This window comes from Thiomicrorhabdus marina (assembly GCF_017571465.1).
Lineage (GTDB): Bacteria > Pseudomonadota > Gammaproteobacteria > Thiomicrospirales > Thiomicrospiraceae > Thiomicrorhabdus > Thiomicrorhabdus marina.
Genome location: NZ_JAGETV010000001.1, coordinates 62,143 through 87,304, shown reverse-complemented (window position 1 = coordinate 87,304; position 25,162 = coordinate 62,143). Strand labels below are relative to the sequence as shown.

The 25,162-nt window shown below is 42.3% G+C and carries 27 protein-coding genes and 2 tRNA genes; 20 read left to right on the top strand and 9 right to left on the bottom strand.

What is annotated here, in order from left to right:
• Positions 1-46 precede the first annotated feature (46 nt).
• The 5 genes from J3998_RS00455 to J3998_RS00435 all read left to right on the top strand — a co-directional run bounded on the left by J3998_RS00455 (position 47) and on the right by J3998_RS00435 (position 2,847).
• Positions 47-685, top strand: a complete 639-nt coding sequence (locus tag J3998_RS00455) for an OmpA family protein (RefSeq protein ID WP_208146175.1) — start codon at positions 47-49, stop codon at positions 683-685.
• Between the two features lie 27 nt (positions 686-712).
• The gene (gene ybgF, locus J3998_RS00450; protein WP_208146173.1) at positions 713-1,648 is read left to right on the top strand and encodes a tol-pal system protein YbgF; all 936 of its coding nucleotides are present in this window, start codon (positions 713-715) and stop codon (positions 1,646-1,648) included.
• Positions 1,649-1,780: 132 nt separating this feature from the next.
• The gene (queC, locus tag J3998_RS00445; protein WP_208146171.1) at positions 1,781-2,464 is read left to right on the top strand and encodes a 7-cyano-7-deazaguanine synthase QueC; all 684 of its coding nucleotides are present in this window, start codon (positions 1,781-1,783) and stop codon (positions 2,462-2,464) included.
• A 180-nt stretch (positions 2,465-2,644) separates the two neighbouring features.
• Positions 2,645-2,720, top strand: a tRNA-Lys gene (locus J3998_RS00440).
• A 51-nt stretch (positions 2,721-2,771) separates the two neighbouring features.
• Positions 2,772-2,847: transfer RNA gene (locus J3998_RS00435), tRNA-Lys, on the top strand.
• Between the two features lie 451 nt (positions 2,848-3,298).
• On the opposite strand, the gene J3998_RS00430 is transcribed toward J3998_RS00435, so the two are convergent.
• A complete protein-coding gene (locus J3998_RS00430; protein WP_208146160.1) occupies positions 3,299-4,066 on the bottom strand; it encodes a hypothetical protein in 768 nt (255 codons plus the stop codon).
• Positions 4,067-4,212: 146 nt separating this feature from the next.
• On the opposite strand from J3998_RS00430, the gene J3998_RS00425 reads away from it, so the two are divergent.
• The 4 genes from J3998_RS00425 to J3998_RS00410 all read left to right on the top strand — a co-directional run bounded on the left by J3998_RS00425 (position 4,213) and on the right by J3998_RS00410 (position 8,233).
• The gene (locus tag J3998_RS00425) at positions 4,213-4,467 is read left to right on the top strand and encodes a hypothetical protein (RefSeq protein ID WP_208146159.1); all 255 of its coding nucleotides are present in this window, start codon (positions 4,213-4,215) and stop codon (positions 4,465-4,467) included.
• Positions 4,468-4,872: 405 nt separating this feature from the next.
• Positions 4,873-5,955 (top strand): nitrogen regulation protein NR(II), encoded by a 1,083-nt coding sequence (gene glnL / locus J3998_RS00420; RefSeq protein WP_208146157.1) that lies wholly within the window; start codon positions 4,873-4,875, stop codon positions 5,953-5,955.
• 3 nt (positions 5,956-5,958) lie between these two features.
• Entirely contained in the window at positions 5,959-7,410 is a 1,452-nt protein-coding gene (gene ntrC / locus J3998_RS00415) for a nitrogen regulation protein NR(I) (RefSeq protein WP_279576173.1), read from the top strand.
• Positions 7,411-7,417: 7 nt separating this feature from the next.
• A complete protein-coding gene (locus tag J3998_RS00410) occupies positions 7,418-8,233 on the top strand; it encodes a hypothetical protein (RefSeq protein ID WP_208146155.1) in 816 nt (271 codons plus the stop codon).
• On the opposite strand, the gene J3998_RS00405 is transcribed toward J3998_RS00410, so the two are convergent.
• The 3 genes from J3998_RS00405 to asd are packed head-to-tail and all read right to left on the bottom strand — an operon-like array spanning position 8,225 to position 9,954.
• Positions 8,225-8,668, bottom strand: a complete 444-nt coding sequence (locus J3998_RS00405; RefSeq protein ID WP_243750524.1) for a YqaA family protein — start codon at positions 8,666-8,668, stop codon at positions 8,225-8,227. The two genes, J3998_RS00410 and J3998_RS00405, sit on opposite strands and share 9 nt — an antisense overlap.
• Positions 8,669-8,718: 50 nt before the next feature.
• Positions 8,719-9,057, bottom strand: coding sequence for a P-II family nitrogen regulator (locus J3998_RS00400; RefSeq protein ID WP_208146153.1), 339 nt, complete (start codon positions 9,055-9,057; stop codon positions 8,719-8,721).
• 9 nt (positions 9,058-9,066) lie between these two features.
• Entirely contained in the window at positions 9,067-9,954 is an 888-nt protein-coding gene (gene asd / locus J3998_RS00395) for an archaetidylserine decarboxylase (protein ID WP_208146150.1), read from the bottom strand.
• A gap of 116 nt (positions 9,955-10,070) precedes the next feature.
• Between asd and J3998_RS00390 the strand changes: the two genes are divergently transcribed.
• The 10 genes from J3998_RS00390 (at position 10,071) to J3998_RS00345 (ending at position 18,425) form a co-directional block, all read left to right on the top strand.
• Complete coding sequence (locus J3998_RS00390) at positions 10,071-11,282, top strand: argininosuccinate synthase (RefSeq protein ID WP_208146148.1); 1,212 nt, start codon at positions 10,071-10,073, stop codon at positions 11,280-11,282.
• A 306-nt stretch (positions 11,283-11,588) separates the two neighbouring features.
• Complete coding sequence (locus tag J3998_RS00385; protein ID WP_208146146.1) at positions 11,589-11,948, top strand: hypothetical protein; 360 nt, start codon at positions 11,589-11,591, stop codon at positions 11,946-11,948.
• 51 nt (positions 11,949-11,999) lie between these two features.
• The gene (locus tag J3998_RS00380; protein ID WP_208146144.1) at positions 12,000-12,383 is read left to right on the top strand and encodes a hypothetical protein; all 384 of its coding nucleotides are present in this window, start codon (positions 12,000-12,002) and stop codon (positions 12,381-12,383) included.
• Positions 12,367-12,876 (top strand): GNAT family N-acetyltransferase, encoded by a 510-nt coding sequence (locus tag J3998_RS00375; protein WP_208146142.1) that lies wholly within the window; start codon positions 12,367-12,369, stop codon positions 12,874-12,876. The genes J3998_RS00380 and J3998_RS00375 overlap by 17 nt, the downstream gene beginning before the upstream one ends.
• Positions 12,839-13,942: a hypothetical protein gene (locus J3998_RS00370; protein WP_208146140.1), complete on the top strand. Its 1,104-nt coding sequence runs from the start codon at positions 12,839-12,841 to the stop codon at positions 13,940-13,942. The genes J3998_RS00375 and J3998_RS00370 overlap by 38 nt, the downstream gene beginning before the upstream one ends.
• A 203-nt stretch (positions 13,943-14,145) precedes the next feature.
• Entirely contained in the window at positions 14,146-14,694 is a 549-nt protein-coding gene (locus J3998_RS00365) for a hypothetical protein (RefSeq protein WP_208146138.1), read from the top strand.
• Between the two features lie 602 nt (positions 14,695-15,296).
• On the top strand, positions 15,297-15,752 hold the full coding sequence (locus tag J3998_RS00360; RefSeq protein ID WP_208146136.1) for a GyrI-like domain-containing protein: 456 nt from the start codon (positions 15,297-15,299) through the stop codon (positions 15,750-15,752).
• 276 nt (positions 15,753-16,028) lie between these two features.
• Entirely contained in the window at positions 16,029-16,535 is a 507-nt protein-coding gene (locus tag J3998_RS00355; protein WP_208146134.1) for a phosphatidylglycerophosphatase A, read from the top strand.
• 253 nt (positions 16,536-16,788) lie between these two features.
• Positions 16,789-17,082: a rhodanese-like domain-containing protein gene (locus J3998_RS00350; RefSeq protein WP_208146132.1), complete on the top strand. Its 294-nt coding sequence runs from the start codon at positions 16,789-16,791 to the stop codon at positions 17,080-17,082.
• Between the two features lie 80 nt (positions 17,083-17,162).
• On the top strand, positions 17,163-18,425 hold the full coding sequence (locus J3998_RS00345) for a dicarboxylate/amino acid:cation symporter (RefSeq protein ID WP_208146130.1): 1,263 nt from the start codon (positions 17,163-17,165) through the stop codon (positions 18,423-18,425).
• Between the two features lie 48 nt (positions 18,426-18,473).
• On the opposite strand, the gene J3998_RS00340 is transcribed toward J3998_RS00345, so the two are convergent.
• The 4 genes from J3998_RS00340 to J3998_RS00325 form a co-directional block, all read right to left on the bottom strand.
• Positions 18,474-19,202: a UDP-2,3-diacylglucosamine diphosphatase gene (locus J3998_RS00340; RefSeq protein WP_208146128.1), complete on the bottom strand. Its 729-nt coding sequence runs from the start codon at positions 19,200-19,202 to the stop codon at positions 18,474-18,476.
• A 117-nt stretch (positions 19,203-19,319) separates the two neighbouring features.
• Complete coding sequence (locus J3998_RS00335) at positions 19,320-19,823, bottom strand: peptidylprolyl isomerase (protein ID WP_208146126.1); 504 nt, start codon at positions 19,821-19,823, stop codon at positions 19,320-19,322.
• A 19-nt stretch (positions 19,824-19,842) separates the two neighbouring features.
• The gene (locus tag J3998_RS00330) at positions 19,843-20,433 is read right to left on the bottom strand and encodes a peptidylprolyl isomerase (protein WP_208146124.1); all 591 of its coding nucleotides are present in this window, start codon (positions 20,431-20,433) and stop codon (positions 19,843-19,845) included.
• Positions 20,434-20,617: 184 nt separating this feature from the next.
• On the bottom strand, positions 20,618-21,205 hold the full coding sequence (locus J3998_RS00325; RefSeq protein WP_208146122.1) for a peptidylprolyl isomerase: 588 nt from the start codon (positions 21,203-21,205) through the stop codon (positions 20,618-20,620).
• Between the two features lie 166 nt (positions 21,206-21,371).
• Between J3998_RS00325 and cysS the strand changes: the two genes are divergently transcribed.
• On the top strand, positions 21,372-22,739 hold the full coding sequence (cysS, locus tag J3998_RS00320) for a cysteine--tRNA ligase (protein WP_208146113.1): 1,368 nt from the start codon (positions 21,372-21,374) through the stop codon (positions 22,737-22,739).
• 287 nt (positions 22,740-23,026) lie between these two features.
• Here the strand turns inward: cysS and J3998_RS00315 are convergent, their stop codons facing one another.
• Positions 23,027-25,036, bottom strand: coding sequence for a transglycosylase SLT domain-containing protein (locus J3998_RS00315; RefSeq protein WP_208146110.1), 2,010 nt, complete (start codon positions 25,034-25,036; stop codon positions 23,027-23,029).
• Positions 25,037-25,162: the final 126 nt, after the last annotated feature.

Below are 25,162 nucleotides of genomic sequence, written 5' to 3'. Positions count from 1 at the left end.
AATGAAATCTTAAATTCATTATGGATTTAAGTTCTAAGGAGTAGAGATGAAAACCTTATCAAAACTAGCGGTAGCAGTTCTGGCTGCTTCACTTGCTGCTTGTAGTACACCGCCGCAAAAAGAAATGGATGCGATTCTTGATGGCGACTCAATGCAAGATACCGCTCCCGGTCTGGATGGGCGTTACCAAATTCAGCAACAAGATTTAGACGGTGGGGCGACGATGACCCCGGTCGAAGTTTACGGTCCGGATGGGCAATTATTAACCACTATCGATCCGTTAGACGGTATGCAGAATATTGGTGACAGTGATCCGCTTGACCCACGTTTACCTGAGTATAAGTTGCTTAATGCACTGCATGAAAATGTAGTGTATTTTGGCTATGACCAATATTCGGTCGATGAAAAAGGGATGGAAGTACTGCGTTATTATGCAGATGTTCTGGCGCAAGACCCTCGACGCATTGCGGCTCTTTATGGGCATACCGATGAACGCGGTTCACCTGAATATAACTTGGCACTAGGAGAAAAACGTGCCAAAGCGGTTTTTGATGCTTTAGTTGTATTGGGGATTGATCCAAAGCGCTTAGGTGTCAGCAGTATGGGTGAAGAAGAGCCTGCGGTATTCGGCTCTAATGAATCGGTTTATGCAAAAAACCGTCGTGTAGAAATTATTCTTAAGTAGATTTTCAAAGAGATGAAAGGCAATAGAATGTTGGCAATTGACGCTCTAGTTAAAAAATCCTTAATAACCGGCGCTGTCGCAATGGCTATATTTAGCAATCAAGTCCAGGCGCAAACCCTTGAGCAGCGTATCGACCGTTTGGAGCGCATGAGTAATAATCCGGTTTTACTGGATATGACCCGTAAATTGAATGACCAAGAGCGCGAAATTCAAAATCTGCAAGACCAAGTTGACCGCCTAAAGCGCGATATCTCTTTGATGCCAGAACCGGCAACAGTACCGGCAGGTAATGTTCAGAATCCGCAATCCGGCGATCAAGTAACACAACTGCAACAGATGGTGGTTAATCTTCAAGCTCAGCTTAAACAGGCTGTTGATAAACAGGAAGTTCAAGCTGCGCGTTTAATCGTTCTGCAAGATGATCTTCGTAAGTTACAGGCTCAAGGCGGTTCAACAGTGGCGGCTAATCCTGCATCGACCAGCCCTAAAGTGGAGGAAACGCCGGAGCAGCCGACAGTTGCAGCACAAGCTGAACCGGCTACAGCCACTCCAATTGTGACTCCGGCGCGTTCAGAGCTTCGTCCGGCAACGGCTGAAGAACAGAAGGCTTATCAAGCTGCGTTTGGCTTGATGCGTAATACGGATTACGCCGCTTCGGTTAGTTCTTTCGGCGAATTTATTGAAAAATATCCGCAGTCAGATTTATTGCCGAATGCCTACTATTGGCGTGCTGAAGGGATGTTTATCGATAATAAATATGAGCAGGCGCTTGAGGTCTACAGTAAGCTTGTGCAACTGTTTCCTGAATCGAGTAAAGCCAGTGATGCGATGTTGCGTGCCGGTGATTGCTTGACGAAGTTGAAACGTAACGACGATGCAAAAAAGGTTTATCAACGCGTTGTTGAAGATTTTCCTGACAGTCGTGCAGCATCCAATGCGACTAAGATTTTGGAAAAAATGTAATTTAACCTAAATCTTAAGTTGTCGATAACCCGCCATAAGCTTCTGCTTTGGCGGGTTTTTTATTATTGCCATCGCTCTGGTTATAATAGCGCTGAATTTACGACCTTGCGGTCAACAATAAGAGATTAGAAAATGAATAAGAAAAAGAAGGCGGTTATCTTGCTCTCTGGTGGCTTGGATTCGGCCACGGTCTTAGCGATTGCTAATGACGAAGGCTATGAATGTCATACCATGAGCTTTGATTATGGACAGCGCCATCGTGCGGAATTAAAAGCGGCGGAAAATCTGGCTAAGCAGATGGGCGCTGCGACCCATAGAGTCATGGATGTCGACATGCGTAAGATTGGCGGTTCAGCGCTTACCGACGATTCTATGGAGGTACCAACGGAAGGTGTGGTCGAGGGTGAGATTCCAATCACTTATGTACCGGCTCGTAACACGGTGTTTTTATCCTATGCGTTGGCTTTAGCGGAAGTCGTTGAGGCAGATGATATTTTTATCGGCGTCAATGCGGTCGATTATTCCGGTTACCCTGATTGTCGCCCAGAGTTTATTAACGCTTATGAAGTGATGGCTAATCTTGCGACTAAAGCCGGCGTAGAAGGACATAAGTTAAAGGTGCAGACTCCGTTGATAGATCTAAGCAAAGCGCAGATTATTCAAGCCGGTGATGCATTGGGCGTTGATTACGCTTTAACGGTTTCTTGTTACCAAGCGGATGATCAAGGTAAAGCTTGCGGAGTTTGCGATTCTTGTCGTCTGCGTAAAGAAGGTTTCCGTCAGGCAGGTGTTAGCGATCCGACACTTTATCAGTAACGGCTGGAAATGAAAGCTTAAGCGCTGTATTTTGCTAAGTTTTTGTTTTTAAAGCGCTATTACAAAACTCAGCGTTTCCCTGAAAATAGTGCTTTAAAAAAAACGAAAAAAACTTATAAAAAAACTATCAAAAGGCTTGCGCTCAATGTTCATACTTGTATAATACGCCGCATTCCGAAAGGGTCGTTAGCTCAGTTGGTAGAGCAGTTGACTTTTAATCAATTGGTCGAGCGTTCGAATCGCTCACGACCCACCACGGAATAAACCACTTCTTTAATCATTAGGAACTGGTTACCCTTTACAATATGGGTCGTTAGCTCAGCCGGTAGAGCAGTTGACTTTTAATCAATTGGTCGAGCGTTCGAATCGCTCACGACCCACCATATTTTTAAACCCCGTTAAGGCTTGTTCTTAACGGGGTTTTTTATTGCTTAAGACATAAGGATTGTTCACTCCGTTCACAATGACCGTCGTAGCGAGGCTCATTCCTTTTTATAGACCGTGGCAATCTCCTACTTTAATTGACCAATTCACTTCGTGAACAGCGTTGTCTTTTTGGCGATGTTTTAAAAAGTCACTTCGTAGCTAGCGCGCTCAACCAGAGCGATGGCTATGCTTGTCAAATCCCTTGCTAAAGCCAAATGGGGACTTCTTCTGCACAATTTCGCCACATGGGTTGTTTCATCGCGCTTCATTGCTATAAAACCACTGGCGGCTTTCGGTAACAGGATGTTGAATTTCATGAATCATAAAACGACCTTTCTCAATGGTGCAATGGTAAGTGAATCAGTCGTAATCTACCCGGCATGTGAAGTGCATACCGGATAGCGTAGATTATTGAGCTTGCTTAGCGATTTCTCTTAGCTTGGCAACTTCAAGATTTGCTTGGTCGGCAAAAGTCAGTGCGCGTTTTAAGCGTGCTGGTGCGGAACGTCCCATGCAGCCGTGTTCCGGATCACCGGCAAAGGCTTCTAACATACCCTTGATTAAATTGTCGATCGCATGTGTTTGACCGGTCAGATAGGCTTGAATTTCCAAGATATCATGGGCAACTGCGTTCATCACTTCAGCGTGTTCTTGCTGTAGTTGTTGTACATTGCCGCCAACTTCCAGTCCGGCGATATTGGTGGTTAGAATGTAGAGGTTTTTACGAACCAATTCGTACAGCAACTCTTCTTCGCTGTCGACAATGTAGGAAGGTAGGTCAACTTTTGCAAGAGCATCAAAAACCAGCTTGGCTTTAGTCCCGAAGATAGGAGATGGGATGACTACTTTGGAATCCATGCCTTTTTTCTTTTCGAACCAAACAGAAATTACCGTTGGCGTCGGTAAACTGGCGGCTTGCCAATCTCTAGGAAGTAGTTCGTTTTGTAACAAAATTAAGCGATCTTGCCATGCATTAGGAATATCTTGTAGCACCGAACTAATATCGGCTTCACCGACTGCGATTAACACCGCTTCCGGATTTGGTATATCTTTCGCTAAGGCCTGTAAATCTTGACCGCGCATGGCACCTTGAACCGGATAGCCAAGACGTAAAAAACCACGTGCAAAAACGCTGCCGAGTTCTCCTAGGCCGACAACAATAATGGGATTTTTCATATAGATTCCTATGATTTGATGAAAATTCTATGGTGTTAATTTGGTGCATGGTTGCACTAAAACTGTAAAAATTTCGTTATTTGGGCGAGCTTTGTTTTAGAATAGGCGCAGCAAAACAACCTAAATTATTAGCAAGGATATTAACAATGAATCAAGCAAAAGCAAAGTTCACTTGGCACTATTATGTCATGGCATTTGGTGCTTTGTTGTCGATGCTCGCGGCAACTTTGGGAGCTTGGGGTGGCGTGGTTTCCGGTTTGGCAATCGCGGTTTTGAGTCATCCTAAAATTCAATTTCAAGGTGTCGGTCGTTTTGTTTTTTATGCCATTTTTTTGGTGATTTACGTCTTCGCGTTTCCCGACCCTGAGGTAGTTAGAGAGATGATGTCTCAGCCAAACTGATTTAATTTCTTACCTTAAGTTATTGATAATTAATTTATTTTATTTTTTATGCGTTGATTCCGATTCGTTGTTTTAGGCATCTAGCGATAGCTGAAAACAATTCGTTATTTTTAAAATAATTTCAAGCCTTGGCTAAACCCATTTGTGCGTTCTGACTATCTGTGGCCGTGGTTTGAATAAAGACTCTTTTTGCTATTTTTAAACACAATTTACCATTGAGTTAAACCATTGAGAATGACTGAAATTTCTCTCTTTTGTTTGTTTTCGTAAAGTAAATCGAATAATAAATTTTGCTGTTTTGGTGCGAAAAACCCCAAGTTGGAACATTATTTGATTAGGGCACTAAGATTTGAGTTTCGTAACAGCTGACATGATTAGTCACTACTCAATTAATAGAGATTTTTAATGAGCAAACAAACCCTGCAAAAATTACCTCTGGAAACGTCCGGCTTCTTTCGGGAAGTCTTAGAAGGCCTGACAACCGCAGTACTTTGGGTCAACCACGAACAGAAAATTACTTTTATGAACGTGGCGGCAGGTGAGATTTTTCAGACCAGTCCTTCACGTGTTATGGGCATGCATTGGGAAAAAATGATGCCGGACTTAATTGAGTCTTTAGACCAAGCCAAAGAAAAGAAGGTCACTATTCACGAATATGTGATTGAACAGAAAGATCTGTTTAAAGTTCGTGTCAGTTGCACTATTTCACCTTATGACTTGGGTACCGAAAAAGGGTGGTTGTTTGAATTGTTTAATACCGAAAGGCATCACCGAATTGTGGAAGAAGACGAGCGCTGGCATCAATACGAAGCGGGTAATTTGCTGGTGCGAACCTTGGCTCATGAGGTGAAAAATCCGTTAGCAGGTATTCTTGGCGCGACGCAACTGTTACAGCGTCGTTATAAGCCGGAAGACAAAGCAAATGATTTTCTAGAGATTATCTCTAAAGAAGTCCAGCGCTTGAAAAACTTGGTTGATCGCATGTTAGGCCCTAAACAATCAAGTGAAAAAGAATTACACAATGTGCATGAATTAATTCGTTATGTATTGCAGATTGTTGAAGGTGAAAAACCGAATAATGTCTATGTGAAGCTGGATTACGACCCGTCTATTCCGGAAGTGATGATTGATTTTGAAGCGATGGTGCAAGCCATTCTGAACTTAATTAAAAATGCCATTCAAGCGATGGAACAGTTTGGCGGTATGCTCACTATCAAAACGCGTGTTGAACATAAATTTACACTCGGTACACAGACCTATCCGTTAGTGGCATTAATTAGTATTACTGATGAAGGCGAGGGTATTCCGCCAGAAGTTTTCGATTCGATTTTCTATCCGATGGTTAGTTCTAAGAAGGAAGGTAGCGGACTCGGGTTGCCGGTTGCACAGAATGTTTTGCGCCAACATGATGGCTTGATTGTCGCCGAAAGCGAACCGGGTAAAACCACTTTTAATGTATATCTACCACTTAAGCAAAAGGAACGCTAAGCAATGCGTGAGGAAAACAAAAACGTTAACGACATGGAAGACGCCCCAATTGTTTGGGTGGTTGATGATGATGCGTCAATTCGCTGGGTGCTTGAGGCGGCATTAGAAGAAAAACCGTATATCGTTAAAGTCTTTGACTCGCCGTTGATGGCGTTAAAGAATATTGAAGCGTTTCCGCCGGCAGCAGTCTTGTCTGATGTGCGAATGCCGGATATGGATGGCTTGACGTTCATGGAAGCGATTCATGAACATGACAAGCAAATTCCGGTCATTATTATGACTGCGCATGCTGACTTGGATACCGCCGTTAAATCTTTCCAGAGTGAAGCCTTCGAGTATTTGCCGAAACCGTTTGATATTGATGAAGCGATCTCTTTGATTGAGCGTGGGGTAAAACGCCACTTATCCGGTGGTCAATCACGTAAACATCATCCGAAAAAGAGTAGCAAGCAACCGTTGAATATTATCGGCGGCGCTCCGGCAATGCAGGAAGTCTTTCGTGTACTTGGTCGCGTCTCGAAACTGGATGTTACGGTGTTGATTAATGGTGAAACCGGTACCGGTAAAGAGCTGGTGGCACGTGCATTGCATGAGTTAAGTCCGCGTTCTGAAGGGCCGTTTGTGGCGTTGAACACGGCGGCGATTCCTCGTGAATTATTGGAGTCGGAACTTTTTGGTCACGAGAAAGGCTCTTTTACCGGTGCGCATTCGCAACGCGTTGGGCGTTTTGAACAAGCTGACGGCGGAACACTATTCTTGGATGAGATCGGGGATATGCCGGTCGATTTGCAGACCCGTTTGCTTCGTGTTTTGAATGACGGCAGTTTCTACCGTGTTGGTGGTCGTAATGCGATTAATACCAATGTACGTATCGTTGCGGCGACGCACCAAAATATGGAGCGTTTGGTACGTGAAGGCAAGTTCCGTGAGGATTTGTTATACCGACTGAATATTATTCGTATTAAGGTTCCGGCGTTGCGTGAGCGTCGCGAAGATATTCCGTTATTGGCGCGCTTTTATCTGGATTTGGAAGCGAAGGCACTGGGTTTAGAAGAAAAAATTCTCAGCAAAGATGTCGAGAAATTCCTATCAAATCTTCCATGGCCGGGTAACGTTCGCCAGCTACGCAGCCTTTGTACTTGGTTGACGATTATGGCTCCGGATAAAACCGTGTATATCGAAGATTTGCCATTGGAATTGCAGATGCCGTCTGAAGACTCCGGCGGTGATTTAAGTAATGATAACTGGGAAGGCCCGCTACGTCGTTGGGCGCAAAACTTCTTGGCATCCGGTAAGGAAGGTTTACACACTTCGGCAGAACCGAAATTTGAAACGGTTCTGATTGAAGAAGCCCTAAAACACAGTAATGGCCATCGCCAGAAAGCTGCGGCTTTATTGGGGTGGGGACGTAATACGCTAACCCGTAAGACGCAGTCTTTAGGTTTAGACGACTAAGCACGCAATGTTATGGGAATATTGGCAAGTTTGGCGAACGCCGGTTAGCTTGCCTTATGTCAAGCCAATGGGATTTTTGCATGAGTCCATCGCTATGCGCGCTCGTGCCAAACGTTGTCAAACTGCTTGGCATGAGCATTATCAGCACTGTCAACACAGTATTCTTCAGGCAATTCAGTTAGCTGAAGAGCAAAACAAAACACAGCAAAAAACAGCCCTAATCTTGGGCGCGGGTCATTTGCACGATATTCCGCTCGAATACCTTTCCCAAAAATTCCAGCAAGTGGTTCTGGTGGATTTGCTTTTTAGCCAAGAGGCGCGCCGACAGCTTAAGCGTTTTGCTAATATTGAGTTAGTTGAGCAGGATGTTACCGAAAATCTTCAGACGATTTATCAAGGGGAGCTGGAATCAGCTCAGCAATTAACACCGCCACAAGGTTATTTGACAGAAGATATCGGGTTAGTGGTGTCGCTAAACCTGATTACACAGCTACCGTTATTGCCTGCTAAATATTTAATAAAGCATTTCGGTTTCACTTTGCAGCAAGCGCAAGAGATTTCGCAAACCTTGATTCAACAGCATTTGGCTTATCTGCGTCGCTTTGAATGCCCGGTTTGCCTGATTGCCGACCGGAATATCGAAGAGTTTGACCGCCACAATCACTATATCGATGGCTACAATCCTTGGTGGGAAGTCGAGCCACCAGAAGCCCAAGAATCATGGCAATGGCTATTAGCTCCTTATGGTGAGATCAGCCGAAATCGTTGTCAGATTCATCAAGTTGGCGTGAGTTATTTTCAAGGCAATGGTGAGTTAGATTAACTGTAACAGCCCTAAAATGATTGCGTAACGTACGCCTTTACCGATCAGAACCAGTAATATAAATAGCCCAAAATGCATGCGCATCATGCCGGCAATTAAGGTTAGTGCGTCGCCAATTAACGGTGCCCAGGCTAATAACATTGACCAATAGCCATATCGGTTGAACCAATGTTGGCTCTTATCCAGTTGTTTTTGTGTGACTGGAAACCATTTTTTATTCTTCCAGTGCAGTAAATAGCGTCCGAGAATATAGTTGATCGCTGAACCGAGCGTGTTGCCAAGCGTAGCAATTAACCAAAGAATCGAAAGGGCGTATTCTGGTTTTTGTGAAAGGGTAAGCAGATAAACTTCCGAACCGCCAGGTAGTAAGGTCGCGGAGAGAAGGGCGAGAATAAAAAGAGTGAGGTAATCGAAAAGCATGTCAAAGAGGCGCAAACAAAAACAGCCCATTCAAGGGCTGTTTCGTTAGGCATTGAGGAGAGCGATTAAAGCGCTTCTTCGCCAGTTTCGCCGGTACGGATACGAACCGTCTGTTCGATATTGGTAACGAAGATTTTACCGTCACCAATTTTACCGGTTTGTGCGGCATCGATAATCGCTTCAACTGCTGATTCTACAATGCTTTCGCTAACAGCGATTTCCAGTTTCAGTTTTGGTAGGAAATCGACAACGTATTCTGCACCGCGATACATTTCGGTATGACCTTTTTGACGGCCGTAGCCTTTCACTTCGGTTACTGTCATGCCGTGAATATCGATGTTATGCAAGGCATCACGAACGTCGTCCAGTTTGAAGGGTTTAATAATCGCAGTAATCAACTTCATTGTCTTTCCTCAGTCTGTTTCGGCGGATTTATTATTATCTGGATAGTCTGCCAGATGTTGACCCATTTGAATAGGGGTGTTGGCCTGGATTTTTCCTAAACTTGGCATTTGTTGCTGTGGCGTCAATAAAACCACGGTTGACCCCATATTAAAACGGCCGATTTCTTCGCCTTTGGCAAAGTGTAAGTCTTGATCACTATAATCCCAATGACGAATAGTCGGTTCATATTCCGGTGTAATTTTACCGGCAAATACGGTTTCCATCGATCCCACAAAGATCGCACCAACCATAATCAGGCAGAAAGGGCCGTGTTGGTTTTCAAAGCGAAGCACTAGGCGTTCATTTCGTGCGAATAAACCTTCAACATTGCGCACCGTTGCAGGGTTAACGGCAAACAGGTCTCCTGGAACATAAGTCATGGACAATAACTTGGCATCGGTCGGCATATGGATACGGTGATAATCTTTTGGCGATAGATAAATCACCGCCGAGTCACCGTTCTGAAACTTCTTAGCATATTCAATGTCGCCGCCGACTAAGGCTTCGGTGGTGTACATATGGCATTTCGCTTGAATCAGCTTATTGCCTTCAATCGACTGCGATTGACTGATTAAGCCGTCAACCGGCGAACACCATGCATTCGGGTTGTCATCCAAAGGACGGACATCTTCTTTTAAAGCGCGAGTGAAAAAAGCATTGAAGTGCGGGTAATCATCTAGATCATCGCTCGCCGCTTCAGACAGGTTGATTCCATAGAGGCGGGTCAGTAATTTAATGGTGCTGTTCTTAATCCATTTAACTTCGATATGCATAAAACGATGCATCATTTCGGACAGCAAATGCTTTGGAATTAAATACTGTGGTGTGACTTTAAAAAAGTCTATGATTTTGGTCATACCTTATTACTCTTTCTCTCTAAAGAAATTTGCTGAAGCGCAAGCTAGGTTTTGAATTTTAATGTATAATCGCGCGCAATTTAAATATTTCTTAAAGTTTTACCAAGGGGACACAAATGTCTGACGTAAAAAAAGTCGTTCTTGCCTATTCAGGTGGTCTTGATACTTCAATTATCGCTAAGTGGTTACAAGAAGAATATAACTGCGAAGTGGTGACTTTCACTGCCGATATCGGGCAAGGTGAAGAGATTGAGCCGGCACGTGCTAAAGCACAGGCAATGGGGATCAAAGAAATCTACATTGAAGACCTACGTGAAGAATTTGCGCGTGACTTTGTATTCCCGATGATGCGTGCTAACGCCATCTATGAAGGTGAATACCGTCTAGGAACATCGATTGCTCGCCCACTTATTTCTAAGCGTTTGGTAGAAATCGCGCAAGAGACTGGCGCAGATGCTATCTCTCACGGTGCGACCGGTAAAGGGAATGACCAAGTTCGTTTTGAAATGAACGCTTACGCGCTAATGCCGGACGTTAAAGTCATCGCGCCTTGGCGTGAGTGGGATCTAATGTCTCGTGAAAAACTGATGGCGTATGCCGAAGAGCACAATATTTCTATCGAGAAGAAAAAAGGTAAGAAATCACCTTACTCAATGGATGCAAACCTACTGCACATCTCCTATGAAGGTGGCATTATCGAAGATCCTGCTAACGAGCCGGAAGAAGATATGTGGCTATGGACAGTTGCGCCAGAAGCAGCTCCAGATGCACCAACTTACCTAGACATCACTTTCGAGAAAGGCGATATCGTGGCAATCAACGGTGATGCTATGTCTCCAGCGACAGTAATGGAATTCCTGAACAAAGTCGGTGGCGAAAATGGTATTGGTCGCGATGACATCGTTGAAAACCGCTTTGTTGGTATGAAGGCGCGCGGTTGTTACGAAACGCCGGCGGGAACCATTATGCTAAAAGCGCACCGTGCTATGGAATCGCTAACGCTAGACCGTAATGCGGCTCACTTGAAAGACGAGCTAATGCCGAAATATGCAGAGATGATTTACAACGGTTTCTGGTTTGCGCCAGAGCGTGAAATGTTGCAAGCGATGATCGACAAATCACAAGAAAACGTATCGGGTAATGTCCGAGTTAAACTTTACAAAGGTAACGTCGTCGTTGTCGGTCGTACTTCTGAAAACAGCTTGTTCGACGAAGCAATCGCAACCTTTGAAGAAGACGGCGGTGCATATAACCATAAAGACGCAGAAGGGTTTATTAAACTAAACTCTCTACGTTTACGTACAGCGGCGAAAAAACGCGGTAAGTAATACATCTAGATTTGTCGCGTCATTCCCACGAAAGTGGGAATCTGTGAAGCATAAGAAGGCGTTAGAGCAATAGTCTCTAGCGCCTTTTTGGTTTTTAAAACCTCGTTCTATAAAAAGGGTAAGTGGGCTAGTAAGTATTTACACACAAAGGCTTTATGAATTGATCTTGGTAAATGCGTTTTATGCAATTAAATGTGATATTTTTGATATAGAATAGTCGCGGTAACGACTTTTTCTAAGTTTGTTAGAGCAATGTCTCAGAAACAAATCTATATTTAAAATTAGTATCAAAACTATGGGAATCAAATGAAAGAAATTATTCAGAAAACGTTTGGCGGTCTAACAACTCAGTACTACTTTAGAAATTTATTTTTTGGTCTGTTCATAACAGCATTTGTTGTATATATGGAAATGAATGCTACTCGGCCTACAGAATGGGCATTTTATCCTTTTGTTGTACTGAGTACTTTTTTATACCCATACTCAAGGTTTGTTTACGAAAGTATTGTTGATTTTGTAATGGGTGAAAATATGCTTTTCGTTAATGTTTTTCTAGTCATTCTTGTAAAAGTTTTCACAATAATGATTTGCTGGTTTTTTGCTATTTTTATTGCGCCAGTTGGTCTAGCGTATCTTTATTACTATCACAATAAATCAACAAGATAGCAATTCTCTTAACCAGACCTCAGCACCCCGTTATAAATAAATAGGAATATTATGAAAAAGTTCATTGCTAATAAAGATTTGTTAAAAGATTTTTTTCAAGCTATCACATATTTTGTTTTTATCGCTGGTTTGCTTAAACTAGCTATGCCCTCACTTAATAGTGAACCACTTACATATAAGCTCTTATTTATTAGTATTATCATTCTACTTTCAGTATTAGCTACTTTTTATGCAATGTTCCATGTAAGCGGATCAATAACAAAGTTATATTTTCCAGACTTCAAAATACCTTTTGTTGATCCTGAATTTAAACCTACACCATTAAAGCAAGCATTTAAAACGTTAAAGAGAGCAGACTATGCGCTGTGGCTATTTCTAGGTGTCCCATATTATCTAATAGGTCTACAGATCATTCAGTATGGCTTTAATTTATAACAATGCACTCAAGCGAATGGTGCTACGCACCGCACACTTACTTTGGTCGTTATATATCATGAAAATTCATTTTCAGAAATACGATAATAATGATAAAGCATACATATGGAGAACATATGTAAATGCGATGAAACCTCATATTAGAAAAATATGGGGTTGGGATCAAAACTGGCAAGAAAACGATTTCAATTTAGGTCTCAAGCAAAGTAAGACAGAAATTATTTTTGTTAATGGATGCGTAGCTGGATATTTGCAAACCCAGCAAAAAGAAAATGCATTATTTATCAGGATGCTAATTTTAATACCTGAATATCAGTCAAAGGGCATTGGGACTAAAATTCTAGATATGCTCCAACCTTTAACCTCTGGAAACCTTTTAAAACTCAACTGTTTCAAAGTAAATAAAGATGCTTACAGATTTTATAAAAAATCTGGTTTTGATGAAATTAAAACAGATGAAAACTTTATCTATTTGCAAAGGCAATCAACCTGACGTGTTTCACACCCAAAAAATTAAAGACAATCTATTCTCTTATGTATTTTCTTTACTGCTAGGTGGAATTATAACCATCTTACTGTTTTTCTTTAGCTCTAATCCGGTTTCTCCGAAAGATGTAAAGCATGAGTTGCTTGAGATATCCCTAGATGAAATGAAGAGGAGATATGGGGATGTGATAACTGAAAACAATATCGATAAGATCTCTTCAACAGAACTCGAAGCAGGTGCAGATAAGAGCATAATTTTGTCTGGCTCGACAAAAATAAATGAAAATATTTACCGGTGGGTATCTATTTTTGAAAGAATGCCCCCCAGCGTCTTCGACAAACTAGTAGGGCGCACAGGGTTTTTCAACTTAGCTTCTTTAACTAGTTATGAGGCTCCATATTTCAACTCTCTTTTAGTAGATAAGATAGAAGTCATTGATTTCGATGGCGATGGAATATCAGAAGTACACATCAGATTACAGTCAATTTGGGCGGATTCAACTTCTGTAGGCCCGCTTATACTTTCGAAAAAAGATGACAGCAAGTGGAATTTGAACACCCTACCGTTAATATCTAATGCAATAAACTCACCTTTAAAAATCCCCAAAATGGGTGGTAGGAGACCATATAATTACTTTGGGATGGTAGGCGAAGAAGATCCAAAGCCGAAGCCTCTAATCGAATTGAAACAACTAGGAATTTCAGAGGAATCATGGACCTTAAATCACAATGGTGAAGAACAGAATTTTTCTACACTAAGAAATGGTGGTGATTACATTTTTAGAAATCACACAGTCAAAGGGTATGCCCAAATCCAAACTCTTTCTTTTTTTATTGATGGAGGCGCCGTATTAGGGCCGCATTATGCAGTGGTTAACATGTTTAAATTGGGAGAAGATGGTATAGAGACCGACGAACTATGGAATTGGGAGTATCCCATGTATTCGACTCGACCGTTAAGGTTATCAGAGATTGATATGGATTCAATTCTAAAGGCGGGGATTATGTCTCATACAGTGGGGGATGTTTTTTATGGGTATACGGAATTTGAGAAAATTCGAGTACAGAAATAACTCGGCTAACAAAGCATTGCAGCGGACGAGCCGCTGAATGCGGCGTTAGCCAGACCAACCTTAGAAGCTAAAGAGAGGCTGAAGTGGTAGATTTTTTTGCGAATGGGTTGTGCATCCACTGCCACCTAGCCAAGAGTGAGCTCATCGACTTTGCGTAATTCAATCATGAGGTTGAAGCCTCTTGGAAGGAAAAAGATAGCAAGTTGCAGGAAGAGGTTGGTAAACTTCTTGAGAAATATCCAGAAAAGCATCATGAAGACATTGTAGATAATTACTCTTGGGAGCTTCATTTAAGCCAAAGTAAATATCCTGGATTACACAGGGAATCTCTAGTCATAACAATCTTCAATTTTTTAGAGCACCAGTTGAATACCTTATGCTCAATTTTTTATGAAAGCATTGATAGCAAGTTAAAGCTAAATGATTTGAACGGCAATGGAGTCGAAAGAGCACTATTGTACTTGACGAAGGTGGTCAAAATAGATTTATCGAAGTTCGGCTATGAGCTGCCAATTATTAAAGGCGTCAATCTAGTTAGAAATTTGATAGTGCATAATGGTGGTGGCCTACCTGATGATCCAAAATCTAAGGTTAATAAGTTTGTTCAAAGTTCTGAGTATTTGCTCGGGGTTGAAGGTGGCTTTGTAAATATTCACCCTGAATTCATTGACTTCTTCCTCAAAGTTCTGGAGTCCTTTTTCGAAAAGCTTGATCTAGAGGTTCAGAGTCATATTCAAAGCTACAATGGCTAACAATACGCGTCACACGGATGTCCTTTACGTCGCTTCGCTCTGTAAAGGTCACCGGTGCGCTCAGCGTTAGGCTTGAAGAATAAAGGAGGTGATTTTATTGGCTAAATTTTTGAAATAACGCTGTGCTATTTATCCAGGTAAGCTGGCAGGATATAGCTATTTAAGGCGGCGTCTGGAAGCAAGGTGGCCTTGTGAAAAGCGTACGACCTCACAGCATAGCTCTGAACGGATTACCAGTACTTTTGGGAGAGTATTGTAGAGTGCCAAATGGTTTTTTAAAGGACGGCTCAAAGCCAGCATATTTTATACTTTAGTAGGCAATGGCCACTTGTTTACTGCTATGAAACTATAAAGCATTTATTTAACTGTGCTGTATTGTCCTGGTTCCCAAGCCTAACAATCAGTTCAAAGGGACGCGCCTAACGGCGCGCCCCTTAACTTAAACGTTAGAGCCGACCGCAGATTCCCTTGTCAGACCGCCTGCGGCAGTCTAACAATGCAATCAACCTGTCGTGTTTCACACCTAAAAAATTAAAATTTTCCGTGCGCGAAGCCACGAAGATTTTCCCGTCCCGTTATAGTAAGAGCAGAATGGAGGCTTTATGAATGTTGTTGATGTTGATGAGAAAGAAATCTATGGAATTTCGGTTAGGACAACGAATGCAAATGAGATGAATCCTGAAACGGCAAAGATTGGTAAAACATGGCAAAAATTTGACCGTGAAGTGCCGGTTAATTATCAAGCCGGCGAGAGAGTTTATGGTGTTTATTATGATTATCAATCTGATGCAAATGGTGAGTTTCAAGTACTCGCAGGAACCGAGAGCCGAAATGATTCTCTTGAGAAAGTAACTATTTTGAAAGGGAAGTATCTCGTTTTTGAAAGCCAAGCGAAATCAGCTGATGATAAGGCAAGAATTCAAGCGGTTATCGAGACTTGGGGCAGAGTATGGGATTACTTCAGCCTCGATGATTCAGAGTATAAAAGAGCTTATAAAACCGATTTCGAACACTACAAAAATGAAACTGCTATCAATATCTATATTTCTGTGATGTAAAAAGCTCTGGAAAAATACTTCTTTGATTTATTCACAATTTCAATAAACCTGAGCATGGTTTTGACACGGATTGAAAGTAGGCTACGAAAATACTCCCGTACAGATTAAGCTGGCACTTTACGAATCAGAGGCTGTATTAGTTCCGCCAGCAGGGCGAATGCGCCACATTCTGTTTCTTGTAATACGTTGTCTGAACCATTTCTTGTCAGCAAAACTAGGTGCATAGTCTGCTATAGTAATGCCGAAAATTTTCAACCCACTATTTTGAGTCTGCTTGTGAAAAATTCCGAAAAAAATCGAGTTCCTGCGCCGCCGTTTTCGCAAATTACTAAAGATCCCGCTCAGTTTCTTGGCTATGGTTTAGGTTCTGGTTTAATTACGCCTGCTCCGGGCACTTGGGGAACCATTGCCGGTTTGATTTTGTTTTTACCGATTTTGCTTTGGTCGGAAACTGCGGCATGGGTTGTTTTATTGGCGGGTTTATTTGCCGGTAGTTGGATTTGTCAGAAATCAGCCGATGCGATTGGTGTGCATGACCATGGGGGAATTGTCTGGGATGAATTTGTCGGTATTTGGATTGTTCTGATTTTGCTGCCGGAACAGACTTGGATTTGGTGGTTAGCGGCCTTTGTCAGTTTTCGTGTTTTCGATATTGTTAAACCTTGGCCGATTAAGTGGCTTGATCATCAATTAGAAGGTGGTTTCGGGATTATGGCTGATGATGTTTTGGCGGCGATCTTTGCAGCGCTAACGATTTGGTTTATACACGCACTGTTTATTTAGTGAAACGGATGATACCTACTAAAATTCTATGTGCTAGTCACTGTTTTTCAAAAGTGTTCGTGCCAATTTCTCGGTAAGTTTATGCGCTATTTTGAGAAAAATATTTTGAGCAAGTGACTGGTTAACCCGTTCTATTTACGAGGGTTATTACAAAAAATATTTAGAAAAATTAAGCTCTTAAGATTGAGTTTAGCGTTTATTTCTGTATTATTAGCAAAAACTGAAATAATGAAACTTTGGAGAAGCTAGGAAAATGTTTATTTCTTGTGAAGAAGCCAAGCAACTTGTAAAAAACCAAAACGCACAATTGGTCGATGTTCGTACTCCTGAAGAGTATTTGGCGTCAAAAATCGAAGAAGCGATTAACTTACCACTACAACAACTTGATAGCCTAGCGGCGCAATTAGATAAATCACGCCCAGTTGTTGTTTTCTGTCGTTCAGGACAGCGTTCGCAGATGGCTTTGCAAATGCTTACAAGCATGGGGTTTGCCGATGTTAAGAACATGGGGCCTTTTACCACTTGGATGCAGTGTCCGGATAGCTAATAAGTGATCCTAGATTTATAAAAAAGAGAGCGCTTTTCAAAGCGCTTTTTTTTTGAATTCATAAAAATAAGGAGTTCATTATGAAACTCGCGCTGCATTGGCAGATATTAATTGCTTTGGTTCTTGCTACGATAATGGGAAGCTGGAGTGGCACTGAAGGCACGATCTTTGGTATTCACTGGTTAGCGGTTTACACTTTTATCGGCACGCTTTTCTTGAATGCCTTAAAAATGATCGTGGTGCCGTTGGTTATGTCGGCGATTATTACCGGTATTGCCAATATTGGCTCAAATGGCGGTTTCGGACGCCTTGGTATGAAAACGCTTGGTTATTACGTTATGACCAGTTTTATTGCCATTATTATCGGTTTAACGATGGTCAATTTGATTGAGCCCGGAGTCAGTAACAATCCGCCGCCGCCAATTGAAACTAATGAAAGTGTTACCGCAGCAGTCGAAGGCAAATCTGCCGGTGATGTCGTTGAAGTTTTCCTACGGATGATTCCTACTAATATTGTTGATGCGGCCGCTCAAGGGCAGATGTTAGGTTTGATTTTCTTTAGTTTGCTGTTCGGCTTTTTTATGACCCAGATAAAAGGCGATGGCGCTGACACACTGCGCAATTTTTGGCAAGGTGTGTTTGATGTAATGATGTTGATGACCACGTTGATTATGAAATTCGCGCCGATTGGGGTTTTTGGTTTAGTTGCCGCTTCAGTCGCCAAAACCGGCTTTGATCAGTTTGGTAACCTTGCGTTGTTCTTCGTCACGGTTGCGGGAGCCTTGTTAATTCACTTTGCTATCGCTATGCCGTTGATTCTGCGTTTTATTGGCGGAATCCAGAACCCTTGGTTGCATTACCAAGCGATGCTACCGGCTCTACTGACGGCATTTTCGACCAGTTCCTCCTCCTCGACCTTACCAGTGACAATGAATGCGCTAGAGCATCGCGCAGGTGTTTCCAACCGGGTGAGCAGTTTTGTGTTGCCATTGGGGGCGACGGTGAATATGGACGGTACCGCATTGTATGAATGTGTCGCGGCGATTTTTATTGCCCAGCTGTTTGGAGTGCCATTGGATTTAGGTACACAGCTGTTAATTGTATTAATTGCGCTGACTACATCGATTGGCGTGGCAGGAATTCCTTCGGCCAGTTTGGTGGCGATTTCGATTATTCTGGTCGCAGTTGGCCTGCCAGCGGAAGCGATTGGACTATTACTGGTGGTGGATCGAATTCTTGATATGATGCGAACGACTGTCAATGTGTTTAGTGATTCGGTCGGTGCGGCGGTGATCGCTAAATCGGAAGGTGAACAGCACGTGCTAGTAAGTAAAAACTTCTAATCGAACGTTAATCGCTGTTACAGAAAGCCGCCTTCAAAGGCGGTTTTTTTATGCAAAATCCAAAACTTGAATGTGATTATCGTTAATAGATAGATAACTGGTTTGCGGTCGCCAATCGCTTAGTACATAGCGTTGGACGTTTTTGCCATTGACCTGTAGCTGCTCATGCGTTGGCTTGTGGGTGTGACCATGAACTAAAATATTGGCGGAAGGGTGGCGTTGAACAAGTGCCGCGATTCCCTCTTTGGTCACGTCCATTAATTGCCCGCTTTTATGCGATCCCGCTTGTTTGGATTCATTACGCATTTTATTGCCGATGCTTAGGCGTTTGCTTTTGGGAAGGTGCAGGAAAATCCACTGAATAATAGAGTTTCTAAACCAACGGCGCATCTTTTGATATTGCTGATCAGCGGTACAGAGTTGATCGCCATGCACCATAATAATGTTCTGATCGGCGACTTGAATTTCATACTCTTCCGGTAAAAGTTTAGCGCCACTGGCTTTACAAAAGCTTTTACGCATTAGGAAGTCGCGATTACCGTATTGCAGCAAAATCTCTACATTCTGTTCGCTAAGTTGCCTTAAGGCCGCGATTTCAGATTCAAATAACGCTAGGCTGATATCGTCACCAAGCCAAACTTCAAATAGGTCGCCCAAAATGATCAGAGTTTTAGCGTTTAATGCTTTCTCTTTTAGAAAACGTTTAAAGGCAATGTTGATAGGGTGATTTGGTTGGTTCGGTTGTAGGTGAATGTCGGCAATAACAAGTGTTGACATAATGCTTGTCTAATAATGTGTACGATGCAATCTTAATGGAAGATGTTTATGAGTGCTACAAATAAAAAACCGAAGCTTTTAAGCCTCGGTTTTTTTATTGAAAACAGCGGAACAGAATTAGTCTTCGATAAGTGTTGTTTTAGTAATTAAAATGTCTTCAACCGGCACATCTTGGTGACCACGGCGTGAAGTGGTTTCTACGCCTGCCATCGCATCGACAATGTCCATCCCTTCGACAACTTGTCCGAATACGGCATAGCCCCAACCTTGCGGGTTTTTACCGGTATGGTCTAAAAAGCTGTTGTCTTTTAAGTTGATAAAGAATTGCGAAGTCGCTGAATGCGGGTCCATCGTTCTTGCGTAAGCTAAGCTGCCGCGAACATTTTTCAGACCGTTATCAGCTTCGTTTTCAATTGGATCGCCGCCGTCTTTATCTTCCATACCTGGTAATAGACCGCCGCCTTGTACCATGAAATTAGGAATGATGCGGTGGAATAGCGTGCCTTTATAAAAACCTTCCATCACATAGTGGATAAAGTTTTCTGCGCCAACCGGTGCTTTTTCATCGTCTAGTTGGACTGTAATATCACCCATGGTGGTGCTGATAATAACTTTAGACATTCTAATTAATTCCTTGTTTTTACTTTACTTGTCTTGCTTTAATAATTTCAATCGTTTCTGCCGGTACGTCACCCATACCATCTTTAAAACCGGTACGTACATGACTGATTTCGTTAACCACACGCATGCCTTTAATCACTCGACCAAACACCGTATAGCCCCAAGCACGCGAAGAAGATTTTTCGCGGTGGTCAAGAAAACCGTTTTGGTTGGTGTTGATGAAGAACTGCGAACTTGCCGAATGAGGATCATCCGTACGTGCCATCGCCAGAGTGCCAATGCGGTTGCGCAGACCGTTGTCGGCTTCGCTTTTGATTTCGGCATGGGTTGGTTTGCGGTTCAGGTATTTATCAAAACCGCCGCCTTGTACCATAAAGTTTTTGATAACTCGGTGGAAAATGGTGCCGTCGTAGAATTTTTCATTAACGTAAGTTAAAAAGTTTTCAACGGTTTTTGGCGCTTTATCGGCATAAAGTTCGACCAAAATCGGCCCTTTGTTGGTTTCGATTAATACTTGCGGATTGCTGGTCGCGGCAGAGGCATTGATTGAAAAACTCAATAACGAACCTAAGGCGATTGCTTTAAGGGCTAAAAATAGACGTCTAGTCATGCTTGGCTCCAAAATTTAATGAAATGCTTGAAAATACTAGGCGCAATTTTAACACCTGAAAACAGAGATGAAAGCTTGTTGTTAAACGCAGATTGAAAACAGCCTTAATATTCTATGGATGCGAACGGTAGGCATAAAAAAACCGCAAACAATGATGCGGCTTTTAGCAGAGAAGAAGAGCAGATTATTTAATCTGACTGGCTTTGATAATGATGATTGGTTTAGCCGGAACATCTCCGCGACCGTTTACCCGTGTGGTGCTGACTTTAGCAATGGCATCAACGACATCCATTCCTTGTGTTACTTTACCGAACACGGCATAACCCCAGCCTCGGGAATTTTTCCCTGTATGGTTCAGGAAATTGTTGTCTTTATGGTTGATAAAAAATTGCGAGGTGGCTGAATGCGGGTCGCCGGTTCTTGCCATCGCAATGGTGCCGCGATCATTGCTTAAGCCATTATCGGCTTCATTGATGATTGGCGCTTTACTCGGTTTCTTTTTCATAGATCCATCTAGTCCGCCACCTTGAATCATAAAACCGTTAATGACTCGGTGGAAAATCAAACCATCATAATAGCCGCTGTTTACGTAACCTAAAAAGTTCGCGACGGACTTTGGCGCTTTGTTCGCATTTAATTCAAGGGTGATATTTCCCTTAGAAGTTTCCAACAAAACTTGAGGGTTTTCCGTCTGTGCAGTCGCATTGAAGGAAAAGCTCAGTAATGCTCCTAAAGTCACTGCTTTTAGGGTTAAAAATAAACGTCTTGTCATGAATTCACTCCGAAAAAAATCGAGCCATAAGATACAATAGGCGCATTCTAACACCTCCCTGCATAGAGTAAACCGGTGGTGTGGAATTTTGGCATCGAAAGGATGACAGAAGTCTGGCAAGACTGTTATATTGTAACATTTCAACCAACAGCAATTAGGATGCGTAATGAGCCTACAGATCTATAATACCGAAACCCGTCAAAAAGAACTTTTTACCCCTATTCATGAGAATAAAGTGGGTATCTACGTTTGTGGTGTCACGGTTTATGATTTGTGTCATATCGGTCATGCACGTGTCATGGTGGTTTTTGATACAGTGGTTCGTCACCTACGAGCGCTTGGTTATGACGTAACTTATGTTCGAAATATTACGGACATTGACGACAAAATTATTAAGCGTGCTCTTGAAAATAATGAGTCGATTCAAGCGCTGACTGAACGCATGATTGCCGAGATGCATGCCGATGAAACCGCAATGAATGTATTGCGCCCGGATATGGAGCCAAAAGCAACCGAGCATATGGATGAAATCAAACATATGATTCAAGCCCTGATCGATAAAGGTTTCGCTTATCCGGCAAGCAATGGTGATGTGTATTTCAAAGTAAAAGCGTTTGAAAATTATGGTCGTCTTTCCGGTAAAAACTTGGAAGATTTAGAAGCCGGTGCTCGTGTTGATGTCAATGAAGTAAAACAAGATCCTATGGACTTTGTACTTTGGAAAGCGTCTAAAGAGAATGAGCCTGCTTGGGAGTCTAATTGGGGCGGTGGTCGTCCGGGTTGGCATATCGAATGTTCAGCTATGTCGACCAAATGTTTAGGTAACCATTTTGATATTCACGGTGGCGGCATGGATTTAAGTTTCCCGCACCATGAAAACGAAATCGCGCAGTCGGAATGTGCGACTGGCGAACACTATGTCAATACATGGATGCACTGTGGTTTTGTGCGCATTGATGACGAGAAGATGTCGAAGTCTCTGAACAATTTCTTCACCATCCGTGAAGTGCTAAAACTGTATCATCCGGAAGTGATTCGTTACTTCCTGTTAGCAAGCCACTATCGCAGCCCGGTGAATTATTCTGAAGAGAACTTAGAAGTCGCTAAAGCGTCGGTTGGTCGCTTGTATTCGGCATTGCAAGAAGTTGAAATTGGTGCAGCAGCGACAGATACCCATTTCGAGAAAGATTTTATCGCGGTTATGAACGATGATTTCAATACACCAAAAGCAATGGCGGTATTGTTTGAGCTGGCGAAAGAAGTGAATAAAACCAAGGATGCCGCTCTAGCTGGGTTATTGGTCAAGTTGGCTAACCAAATTGGCTTGTTGGAACAAGAAGTTGATACCTTCTTTAAGTTGCAGCCATCTGATTCTGATTTGGACGAAACGCAAATTGAAGCATTGATTGAAGAGCGTAAGCAAGCACGTGTTAATAAGGATTTTGCTCGTTCGGATGAAATTCGCGATCAATTAAAAGAACAAGGAATTGAATTGTTGGATAGTGCGGAAGGAACAACTTGGCGTAAAGTTTAAGTCACTGCTGATTCTTTTCATCTCCTTTCTAAAAGCGCCATTAGTTGGCGTTTTTTTATGCCTGCGAAATGCATTAGAAAATCAGTCGAGTTGGATGATATGTAAAATTAGGTATAAAAAAGATTAATGTAGAATTAATTTAAATTAATGATTGACAGGATTAGGAAATACTAATATACTTCGCCTATTCATGTTTCTTCATGAGTATCCTCCTCTGATTATTTCTAATGAGATAAGTTATTTAGAACCACGGCTTGGTAAGTACCGTGGTTTTTTTTTGACTTTTTTCAGTCCAGTTTATTTTCCGCCAAAGTTGCCTCATTACCAATTAAAGGCATTTGATCTCGTAAACGAGCATATTTACCGTGTAGTAGGGAATTAAACACAGTGGTGTATTCCATCACCGCTTTAACGTAATTGCGCGTTTCAGTGAATGGAATCGAATCGACCCATTGGTCGGCTTCTAAGGTAGTTAAGTTTTTAGTCCATTGAGTGACACGGTGCGGCCCGGCATTATAAGCAGCGGTCGCCAAGACTTTATTGCCGTTATATTTTTCCGATAGATAACGCATATAAGCACTGCCGAGTTGAATATTATTTTTCGCTTCGGTTAGGGCATAGACAGAAGTCTTTTTACTGCCTATTTTCTTACCGATATATTTAGCGGTTTTTGGCATTAATTGCATTAAGCCTACAGCACCGGCCGAGGATCGAATATCTTCGTTAAAAGCGCTTTCGCGACGGATAATGCCGTAAATCCAAGCCGGATCGATATCATTTTTCTTAGCGTTTTCCATGACCGGCTGTTTGTGAGGGGTTGGGAAGCGCAGATCGATTTGATTCCATTCTTTCGCCAAAGCCATACTGCGAATCGCATGCGGGTATTGTTTCCACTGTTTAGCTAAGGTGCCAATGGCAATTAATTCGTTGGAATCGACGGTTGGTAAAAAGTGATGCCACTCAACGCGAGCCGTTTTTACCCAGTCAATGGCAATAAGTTCTTTAATGCGTTGTAGCGCCGGATATTTTTTTATCAGTGCCTTTTGATCTAATTCTTCTTTAGGTTCTGGATTAAAGCGATAGTCGGCATTGATTCGATCGGCAGCGAGAAAACCGTAGTAATTGCGTAGTTTAGCAAGCTCTTGATAGAGCTTTTGCGCAGTCTGCTTATCCCCTTGCTTCTCTAATGCACGGGCTCGCCAGTAACGCCACTGTTTATCTTGTTGATCGCTCTTGTCCATTAATTCAATGGTGTCTAGCAAATCAATCCAGCGTGAATTACGAATAGCGATTTGTGCTTGCCAGCGTAGAGTGTCTTCAGTGCGGTCACCGTTTTGATTGACTTCCAATAATAAATCTTTGGCTTCGTCTTTGTAACGGTAAGCGCTGCGAAGCGCGATTTTGCGTTCAATATCCTGATATTGTTTTTTGCTTAGACCATATTGTTCAGAAAATTGATCAAGAGACTGTTTGGCAAGAATCGGATCTTGGCTTGCCAGATAGCGAACCCCTTGCATAAAGGCTTCTTTACGAGCAAACCCGCTGATGTTGGTAATTGACTGGGTTGTTAGTTTTGGATTGCGGACAATTTTAATCCAGTTAGCAACGATGGCTCGATCTGAATTGGAAAGGTCTTTTGCCACTTTTTCAGCGCGACTGTACTGTTTTTTCTGGATTAGCATAGTAATGCGATTCCAGACCATCTGTGCGGTAAATTTTTTGTTGTTACGGAGATAGTTTTCAACGGCGACACAAGCTTTGGGAACGCTAGTTAAATTTTGCCAGAGTTGTTGGGATTCTGCGACGGCAACGGCTTTTTGCTGGGTTGTTCCGAATTTCAAACTCGCATTATAGAAGTGGCACTGTAACGACTTGCTACTTTGTGGACTGTAGTGCTTTAAATAGCTTTTCCACTGCTTTTGCTTGGCAAGATGTTTAAGCCAGTGTGTGCGCAATTTTTCACTGAGATAAAGGTTTTGGTAGCGTTTGAGGAAAAATTCAATAACTCGAGGCGGTGTATGCTCAATATTGACTCGATAATCGTGGTACAAAACATAAGGATAGAGTGCGTAATCCTGTAATTGTTTTTTGTACATGGCGATGGCAGGGCGGTCATTACGCTTAATCGCTTCATAAGCATTAACATAGGCTTTTTGCTCAATGGAAAGGTTATCTTGCGCAGAAGCATTTGTGCTGTACAGCGTTAATGCAATCAGGGTGAGCAAACTGGAAATAAATAGTGCAACGTGAAGATTGAATCTCAAGAGTGCTTGAGTTGAGCGCGTGTGGGCGAGCATAAGAAAACCGATTTGTTATCAATGCGATTATTCTAACAAATACACATTGGGTTTCCTTAAGGATCTAATTACTTTTATTTGCTGAAGATAATAAAGATTTATTGATAAGCGCAGTAGAGGTGTGAA